The sequence below is a fragment of the Parafrankia sp. BMG5.11 genome (genome assembly GCF_004337455.1).
The window spans coordinates 42,358-51,424 of sequence record NZ_SJXI01000058.1 but is presented as its reverse complement, the minus strand read 5'-3'; the positions used below and the strand labels follow the sequence as shown (position 1 = coordinate 51,424).

General features: G+C 72.2%; 7 protein-coding genes. 3 read left to right on the top strand and 4 right to left on the bottom strand.

The window, feature by feature from the left end:
* Positions 1-45 precede the first annotated feature (45 nt).
* The 4 genes from E0504_RS32985 to E0504_RS32970 all read right to left on the bottom strand — a co-directional run bounded on the left by E0504_RS32985 (position 46) and on the right by E0504_RS32970 (position 3,385).
* Positions 46-240 (bottom strand): hypothetical protein, encoded by a 195-nt coding sequence (locus E0504_RS32985; protein ID WP_071067007.1) that lies wholly within the window; start codon positions 238-240, stop codon positions 46-48.
* Between the two features lie 163 nt (positions 241-403).
* Positions 404-1,117 carry a class I SAM-dependent methyltransferase gene (locus E0504_RS32980; protein ID WP_071067006.1) on the bottom strand — a complete coding sequence of 238 codons (714 nt, stop codon included), beginning with the start codon at positions 1,115-1,117 and terminating at the stop codon, positions 404-406.
* A gap of 130 nt (positions 1,118-1,247) precedes the next feature.
* Positions 1,248-2,432 carry a glycosyltransferase family 4 protein gene (locus E0504_RS32975; protein ID WP_131626533.1) on the bottom strand — a complete coding sequence of 395 codons (1,185 nt, stop codon included), beginning with the start codon at positions 2,430-2,432 and terminating at the stop codon, positions 1,248-1,250.
* An 8-nt stretch (positions 2,433-2,440) separates the two neighbouring features.
* On the bottom strand, positions 2,441-3,385 hold the full coding sequence (locus E0504_RS32970) for a glycosyltransferase family 2 protein (protein WP_020463328.1): 945 nt from the start codon (positions 3,383-3,385) through the stop codon (positions 2,441-2,443).
* A 182-nt stretch (positions 3,386-3,567) separates the two neighbouring features.
* On the opposite strand from E0504_RS32970, the gene E0504_RS32965 reads away from it, so the two are divergent.
* The 3 genes from E0504_RS32965 to E0504_RS32955 all read left to right on the top strand — a co-directional run bounded on the left by E0504_RS32965 (position 3,568) and on the right by E0504_RS32955 (position 8,974).
* Positions 3,568-4,200 (top strand): DapH/DapD/GlmU-related protein, encoded by a 633-nt coding sequence (locus E0504_RS32965; RefSeq protein WP_112108872.1) that lies wholly within the window; start codon positions 3,568-3,570, stop codon positions 4,198-4,200.
* Positions 4,201-4,204: 4 nt separating this feature from the next.
* Entirely contained in the window at positions 4,205-6,301 is a 2,097-nt protein-coding gene (locus E0504_RS32960) for a DUF2142 domain-containing protein (RefSeq protein ID WP_131626532.1), read from the top strand.
* Positions 6,302-6,364: 63 nt separating this feature from the next.
* A complete protein-coding gene (locus tag E0504_RS32955; protein ID WP_131626531.1) occupies positions 6,365-8,974 on the top strand; it encodes a WD40 repeat domain-containing serine/threonine protein kinase in 2,610 nt (869 codons plus the stop codon).
* Positions 8,975-9,067: the final 93 nt, after the last annotated feature.

Here is a 9,067-nt window from a genome sequence, read left to right as displayed (position 1 = left end):
TGGACTCACTGACCCGCCACAGATCCTCAGACAGGTGGGGGTGGGTCAGCGGTCGCGGCGGGCTGCGGCCAGGCCGGCGATGACCATGATGATGCAGCAGCTGATGCCGACGACGTAGCCCCAGCCGCGGTGACCGAAGGAGTCGAACGCGGCCCCGAGACCGAAGATGACCAGCGCGAACAGCATGACGGTGAGGAACGCGGCCAGCAGTTTCTGCGCGGGAGGCGCAGGCGCGCTCACGAGACGGCTCCGATCCGGAGCCGGGCCACCCGATGCTGGGCCACCCGGTCCTGGGCCACCCGAGGCTGGGCCGACCGGAGCTGGGCCGGCCGGTCCTGGGCCGGCCGGAGCTGGGCTGTCGACGTCCGTGGCCGGGGTGTGCGCGGCCGCGGGGGCGGGGTGTTCAGGGCTGCCGCCTGCGGGCGTGGGTCAGCACGACGCTGCCCGTGGTGTCGGGTGCACGGCGGTCGGAGAGGGCGACCAGCGGGGAGAAGACCGCGGCCGCGTTCCAGCCGATGCGCCCGCCCTTGGCGGACAGGTTGAGGTAGAGGCGCTCCGCCCGTTCGGACCGGAACATGTAGGTCTGGCGGACCACCTCGAGCCCGGCGTCGGCGAGCAGCTTCGTGAGCTGCTCACCCGGATAGGTGTGCTGCACGTGGTAGCGCTCGCGGTGGCTGGCGAACAGGTCCGGCCAGCGGTCGGCCCGGGTCAGGGCGTCCGCGGACATCACCAGGTCGCCGCCGGGGCGCAGCACGCGGGCCATCTCGGCGAGGGCGGCGGGGCCGTCGTCGAAGTGCTCGATCGCGCAGACCGACATGACGATGTCGAAGGTGGCGGGCGCGAACGGCAGGCGCAGCGCGTCGCCCTCGACGAGGCTGGGACGGTGCTTCAGGCGGCTGCCGAAGTCCAGCTTGTGGCGGGCGAGGTCCAGGCTGACGGCGCGGGCGCCGCGGCGGACCGCCTGGCCGGCCCAGTAGCCGTCACCGCCGGCGACGTCGAGCATGGTCCGTCCGTGCAGGTCGCCCGCCCAGGAGAGCAGGGTCCCGACCTCGCGGCGGCGCATGACATGCACCTGGTGACCGGCGTAGGCCAGGGCGTCGTCACGTAGGGAACTCATGGCGCACAGTCTGCCTTTCCCACCAGGCGGGACCTGGTCCCGACCCGCTGAACACCCAACTGAACACACTCATAGGCGACACACTTCGGGTTGCCCCGCTCCTGAGCCGCCGACAGCGGCGCCTTCGCCGTCAGCACGGTTTCAGCACTGCGTCGAGGTAGCTGTCCCAGGCGCTGTCGACGTCGGGCGGAGTCACCTTGGCGCGCAGGGCGGCGAGGACTCCCGGCTCGTACAGCCGGCGCAGGGCCGCCGCCAGCGCCGCCGGGTCGTCGGGCGGCACGAGCAGGCCGTCGACGCCGTCACGCACGGACGTCGTGAGGGTGCCGACGCGGGTGGCGACGACGGGGACACCGTGCAGGTGCGCGAGGTCGACGTTCTGCGAGGCGGTGCCGGCCCGGTACGGCAGGACCAGCGCGTCCGCGGCGGCGAACAAGGCGGGGACGTCCTCGGCCGGCACGTAGCCGGGGCGCAGCGTGACCCGCTCGCCGAGGCCCAGCTCGGCCACCAGGGTACGAGTGCTCTCGATGCCGCCCCAGAACTCCCCGGCCACGGTCAGGCGGACGTCCTCGGGGCCGGCGGCGAGGGCGCGCAGCAGCACGTCGAGGCCCTTGTACGGCCGGACCAGCCCGAAGAAGAGCAACTCGCGCGACGGCGACGGCCGCGACGATCCCGCCTCTGGCGCGTGCGCCGACCCGGACCCGGACCCGGACAGGATCATGTCCCCGCCGGCGGCGGTCCACAGGTGGGGTGCCATCTCGGCGACGCGCACGGGGGCGGCGGTGAGCTCCGCGGCGAGCCTGGCCTGCGGCTCGGTGTGCACCAGGACGGCTGAGCAGCGGCGGAGCACCGCGGAGACCAGTGGCTCGTCGATCCGCCGGCGCTCGTGCGGCAGCACGTTGTGGCACAGCGCGAGGACGCCGCGGGACGACCGGCCGCCCCCCGAACGCCCACGCAGCCCGGCCAGGATGCCCAGGTAGGCGGGAGCCTGGATCGGGGTGACGACGACGAGGACTACAAGGTCCACCGTGGCGCCGGAACCCGGGCCGCCCGAGGCCGGAGCACGCAGCCGGCGGCCCAGCCGGAACCACGAGTCGGGGCGGCGCCAGGACAGCGGGTAGGACGTCGCCGCGAACGGCGTCCCCTCCGGGGTGTCCACCCGTTGTTGTCCGGGGTAGAGCCGCGCCGGGTACTGGCGGGACCACGACTCGATCCGCACCTCGTGCCCGCGCGCGGTGAGGCGGTGCGCCAGCTCGGTGGTGTGCTGGGCTATGCCGCCCTTGTACGGGTGGGTCGGCCCGATGATCGCGATACGCACGCCGAGGCTCAGGTGTCGCTGCGTGACCGGGCCACCAGGTCACCGATCAGCGCGAGGACCACGATCTGGAACCCGACGAGGATCGCGAGCAGCGTGGAGGTGGTCACCCGCAGGTCGTACCGGACGAGGTCGACGATCAACTTCACGAAACCGAGCGCCATGATCCACAGGGCGACCGGCATCAGGACCTTGATCGGATCGAAGTACATGACCATCCGCAGCACCTGCAGGATGTATCGACGGGCGTCCTTGAAGGGGTGGAACTTGGACGTCCCCGAGCGCTTCGCGTAGTGGATCGGCAGGTAGTCCACGGGGTGCTGGTTGGACAGGAACGCCATGGTGATGGTGGTGACGCAGGAGAATCCCGGCGGGAGCAGGCGCAGGTACGGAAGCGACACGTCCCGGCGGAACGCGCGCAGGCCGGAGTTCAGGTCGGGAATCTTCGTCCCGGACAGCCGCTGCGCGACCATGCGAATGAACCACTTGGCCGGCACGCGGGCCCACTTGTGCGTGCCCTCCTCGGTCGTCCGTGCACCGACGACCTGATCGACGTCAGGGTTTTCGTCCAGGTAGCGAACAAACTCCGGAATGCGCTCGTTCGGGTACGTCATGTCCGCGTCGGTCCAGACGACGATCTTCCCGCGGGCCTCCTGCGTGCCGATGCGCCGCGCCGTGCCCGAGCCGCCGTTGCGCCGGAAGGGCATCAGCCGCATATGGGGGAAGTTCGCCGCCACGTCGCGCAGGACGTCCAGCGTGCCGTCGGTCGACTTGTCGTCGATCACCAGCAGCTCGTAGCTGTACCCGCTGACGTCCATCGCCGCCGTGATGCGCTCGAGCTCGAGGACGACGTGATCCTGCTCGTTGTAACAGGGGAGCACCACGGTCACGTAGGGCGGTGTCTCCACAGCCGTCTTGGTCGGCTGTTCGGCTGGATGGATGGCGCTGACACTCACGTCGGTGTGACTCCCGGTCGTCGTTGCGCGCCCGCGTTCCGTCCCCGGCAGGTCGCGGGCAGTCCGCTCTCCAGGGTGACACGGCCTGCGCCGGGGCCCGAACTCCGGTCGCCCCCCGACTGCGCCTACTGTTACCGCTCGTGGGGACGTTCAGAGGTGATCTACGGGAGTATGTGCGCCATGTGCGGACTCTGCGGGCGGCGCGGGAGACCTCGGCCCGTTCGTTCGTGGCCGGTCTTCGGTATCCACTCGCACACAAGCAGCCGATCTGGATCGGTTCGCCGACAGTGATCGAGGGTCATGAGCGGATCGAGTTCGCCGACGGCGCCGCGCTGCGGATCGGGCTCGCCCCGTTCGGGCTCACCACCAAGCACGACGTCTCGATCCTGCGCGTGCACCCGGAGGGCCGGGTGCGCTGCGAGGGCGTCGTCTCGCTGCAGCGCGGGATCCGCGTCGTGGTCGACTCGGGGGTGCTCGAGCTCGGCCCGTTCGCCAACATCAACGGCTTCGCGAAGATCCTCGTCCGGGAGCGGGTGAGGATCGGCGCCTACTGCAACGTGTCGTGGAACACCCAGCTGCTCGACAACGACTTCCATCCGATGGTCGTGGACGGCGTGGAACAGCCCATGAGCGGGCCGATCGTGCTGGAGGACCGGGCCTGGATCGGTGCCGGGGCGATCGTGCTGAAGGGTGTGACCGTCGGGGAGAGCGCCGTCGTCGCCGCCGGTGCCGTGGTGACGAAGGACGTCCCGCCCAAGGCGGTCGCTGCCGGCTCACCGGCGAAGATCGTCGGGCACATCGACTACTGGCGCTGAGCCGGTGTCCGTGTCGCTGGCCGCCTCCCCCGCCGGCTACCCGGTCGGAGCGCGCTTCCGGCCGATCATGCTGCTGCGCTCGGCGCCGCTGCCGATCTGGCTGATCACCGGGCTGTTCGCGGCGCTGCTCGCGAGCTGGTCGGTGCTGGTGCCGCAGTACCACGCGCCCGACGAGCCGAACCACGTCGACGCGGTGATGCGGCTGGTCCAGGGCGCCGGATGGCCGCATCCCGGCCACGCGTTCGTCCGTCCCGACGGGGTCGGCACTATCGCCGCGTCACCCTACGGAACCGACGCGCTCCCCTACGACCTCGACTACGCCCCGATCGCCAAGGGCGACGCCACGCCGCGCGCCGACCGGCCGACCTGGGACGAGATGGGAGACACCCGCCAGCCTGACGGCGAGCCGCAGCCGCCCGGGGAGATCCAGCAGCTCGTTCAGCACCCACCGCTGTACTACTGGGTGGGCGCCGCCGTGCTCCGGGCGCTGCCCGGCGGCGACGGCGACGGCCTGCGCTGGGACGTCACCATCGGGATCCTGCGTCTGATGAGCGCGCTGATGGTGACGCCGCTCCCGCTGCTCGCGTGGGCGGGGGCGCACCGGCTCAGCGACGGCAACCGGGTCGCGGCGACCTGCGCCGCGCTGGTGCCCCTGGCGATTCCGCAGCTCACCCACATCGGATCGAGCGTCAACAACGACAACCTGCTCGCGCTGACCGCGGGCCTGGCCACGGTGACGATCGTCTACGTCCTGTGCGGGGACACGTCCCTGCGCACGGCCGCGTGGGCCGGGGTGTTCATCGGGCTCGCCCTGTTCTCGAAATCGCTGGCGATCGTGCTCGTGCCGATGGTGGCGCTCGCCTACCTCGTCGCCTGGCGGCGCGCCCGGCGGGACGCGCGCGCCCTGCCCGCGCCGGCGGCGCGGCGCGGCCCGGACGACCCGTTCCTGCTCGCCGAGACCGGTCTCATGGCGGTGCCACCGGGTTCGACCCGGCCCCCGTGGCGGCAGGTCCTGCTCGGCGGCGCGCTCATGATCGGGTTCGGCGGCTGGTGGTGGGTCGTCAACGTCGTCCGCTACCGGACCTTCCAGCCCGAGACCCCGGGATTCCCCCTCGGCGACCACCTGAATGACTGGGGGGATTACACCGAGGTACTGGTCAACGGGACGATCCTGCGCTGGTGGGGCTCGTTCGGCTGGTTCGAGTCGAACCTGCCGACGGAGTTCGTCCGCTCCGCGAGCGTCGCCGTGGTCGTTCTTTTCGCGCTGGCGATCATCCGGGGACGCAACAGCCGGACGCGGGTGAATCTACTGTTCCTGCTGTGGCCGACAATCGGCCTGTTCGGGCTGATGACCCTGCAGTCGGCGCTGGCGTTCGCCGACCATCACCACGTCAGCGGGATCTCGGGGCGCTATCTGTACGCGGGCCTACCTTCGCTGGCGATCGGCGTGGGAATGGGTGTTCTGGCATTCGGCCGGCGGGCCTCCCGGCTCTTTCCCGCCCTTTTCTTCGCGGCCGCCGCGGCGGCCCAGTGGTGGTCGATCAAAACCGTTCTGCCGTACTTCTGGAAGCCCCCTGGTGGCGATCTCGTCGACGCCTGGGACGCGATGACGGCCTGGTCCCCCTGGCCGCCGGCCGCCGCCGTCACCACGATGTGGATCGGCGCCGCGTTCGCGCTGGCAGTGCTGGTGAGCTGCGTGTGGATCGCGTTCCGCTCCGGGCCGGAGGCCGACCCGGACCCGGCCGGCTCCGCGCCCCTGGGCCTGGATCTCGTCGATTCGGGGCCGGCGGTTCTCGAACCTGTGGATTCGGAGCCGGAAAGCTCGGTCTGGGCGCGTCCCGATCCGTCGGATCAGGAACCGGCGCCGTCGGGATCAACCGGTTCGGCACCGGTGAACTCGGGATCGGCGCATTCCGAGGCCGGACCAACCGAATCCGCGCGGATGGACTCGGCACCTGTGGACTCCGACCCTATGGACACCACACCTGTTGACACCGGGTCTCCTGAGTCGGGGCGTTCCCAGGCGGCGAGTACCTCGACGACGCGTTCCACGGCAAAAGGCGACCCGCCGAGCATGACGAGCCCGGTGCCGTCACACTGAATCCAGGCTGTGGAGCGCACGCGTAGGCTCTGCGGTGTCAGCCATCTCGGTTCGGGGGGAGCCGTGCGCCGAAAGCGGGACTGGGAGACCGCGCCGCCTCCGGATCCCACCGGGCCCTCGACCACCGCCGCGTCGAACATCGCGCTGCCACTCGGTTCGGACGACCCCGAACAACTTGGGCTTTACCGGCTGCTCGGACGTCTCGGCGAGGGCGGCATGGGAACGGTCTACCTCGGGCGCAGCCCGGACGACCGGCTCGTGGCCGTCAAGGTGATCCGGGCCGACCTGGCCCGCGTCCCCGAGTTCCGGGCCAGGTTCCGGCGGGAGGCGGACGTCGCGCGCCGGGTCGCCCGCTTCTGCACGGCCGAGGTGCTCGACGTCGTCGACCCGCCCGACGGGCAGCCGTACCTGGTCACCGAGTACGTCGACGGTCTCACGCTGGCGCAGGCCGTGGCCGTCGAGGGCCCGTTGCGCTCGGCCGACCTGGAGCGCGTCGCGGTCAGCGTCGCCGCCGCGCTGACGGCCATCCACGGTGCCGGGCTGGTGCACCGTGACCTCAAACCGTCCAACGTGCTGCTTTCGACCCTCGGCCCGCGGGTGATCGACTTCGGTATCGCCCGCGCCCTCGACGCCCAGACCATGCTCAGCCAGGAGATCCAGCGCATCGGGACGCCGGCGTTCATGGCACCCGAGCAGGCCAACGGCCTGGCGGTGACCGCCGCGGCCGACATCTTCGCCTGGGGCGGGCTCGTCACTTATGCCGGCACCGGCTCCTATCCGTTCGGGGACGGGCCGACGCCGGTCCAGCTCTACCGGGTCGTCCACCGGGAACCGCTGCTGGACGGCCTCGACCCCGCACTGCGGCCGATCGTCGAGCACGCCATGCGCAAGGACCCGGCCGAGCGGCCGTCCGCGCAGGAGCTGTTCCTCCGGCTGGTCGGCATGGGGCCGGCGACCCATCCCGACCCCGACGTCACGCGGGTCATCAAGACCGGTTCGCCCCCCGTCATCACCCCGGGCACGGACCCTCGGGCCGACTCCGGGGCACCACCGTCGGACGGCGCTCCCGCCGGCGCCGCGCCGTCAGGCCAGGCTGGCGGCGCCGCGCTGCCGCGCCAGTCGACCGGTGCCGGCCACGGCGCTGGTGCGGCCGGAACGGGCGCCGGCGGCGGCGTGGCCGGCACGGGTGCTGGCACGGGCGCCGGTGCGGGCGGCGCGGGAAAGACCGGCGCGGCCGCCAGCGGCGGGACGGCGGGGTACGAGACACGCTCGCTCGCCGATGTCCCCGCGCAGCCGGCGCCCGAGCACGACCAGGCCGGCGGCCCCCGCCAGCCGGCGCCGGGCGGCGGGCACGGCCCCCGGGCCACCCGGTTCCTCGCGGCGACCTCGCGGCGCCGGTTCGCGCTGTTCGCCGCGCCGGTGATCGCGCTGCTGCTGATCGCCGCGCTCATCCCGCTCGCCTTCAGCACCGGCGCCGGCAAGGAGGAGACGCAGGCCGACGTGGCGCGGCGGGTGGCCTCGACCGCCGAGGCGGTGCGCGACTCCGACGCCGGCCGCGCGGCGCGGCTGAGCCTCGCGGCGTTCCGGATCAGCCCGGTGCCGCAGGCCCGCGCCAGCCTGCGGACGTCCTATTCGGCCGCCACCGCGACCGCACTGACCGGGCACACCGGCTCCGTGCTCGGCCTGGGCATCAGCCCGGACGGGCGGACCATCGCCACCTCGGGCGCCGACAACGTGGCCCGGTTGTGGGACGTCTCCGACCGGACGCGTCCCCGGCAGCTGTCGACCATCGACGCGCACGGCGCCTGGGTGCTCGACGCGGCGTTCAGCCCCGACGGGAAGCTGCTCGCGACCGTCGGCTACGACCGCTCCGCGCGCCTGTGGGACATCAGCGACCGGACCCGGCCGAAGCAGCTCTCGCCCATGCTGGCGCACAACGGGTACGTTCTCGACGCCGCCTTCTCCCCCGACGGGAGGATGCTGGCCACCTCGGGCTACGACAACACCGCCCGGTTGTGGGACATCACCGACCCGCGCCAGCCCCACGAGCTCGCCGTGCTCGACCGGCACACCAGCTGGGTCAACGAGGTCGCCTTCAGCCCGGACGGCAAGCTCCTCGCCACCGCGAGCGCGGACCACACGGCCCGCCTGTGGGACATCGCCAACCCGCGCCAGCCCCGCCCGCTGGCCGCCATCACCACGCACACGGACTTCGTCTGGACAGTGGCCTTCAGCCCCGACGGGCGGCGTCTGGCCACCGGTGCCTACGACGGCCTGGTCAAGATCTGGGACATCACCGACCCGACCAGGCCGGGCGCGACCGCCTCGTTCCGCGCGGACGAGAAGTGGGTCTTCGACGTCGCCTACAGCCCGGACGGCCGGACCCTGGCCACCGCCGGCTGGGATACCAGCGTCCATCTGTGGGACCTGACCGCGCCGGGCCAGCCCGCACCGGCCGGCCGGGTCTCCGGCCACGGCGACTGGGTCCAGGCCGTCGAATTCACTCCGGACGGAACGTCCATCGTGTCCGTCAGCGACGACCACACGGCCCGGATCTCCCGGATCGACGACGCCGGGCTGGTCGCGCGCGCCTGCGCGGACCCGTCCCGCCAGATCACCGAGGCCGAGTGGCAACGCGACATCATGGACGTCCCCTACCAGCCGGTCTGCTAGCGCCGGACCGACCGGTGCTGTCGGGCGGCCCGCCACCGGCAAGGCAGCGCTCTCCACCAATGCGTGGCGGCTCAGTGAGTCCTGGCTATCACC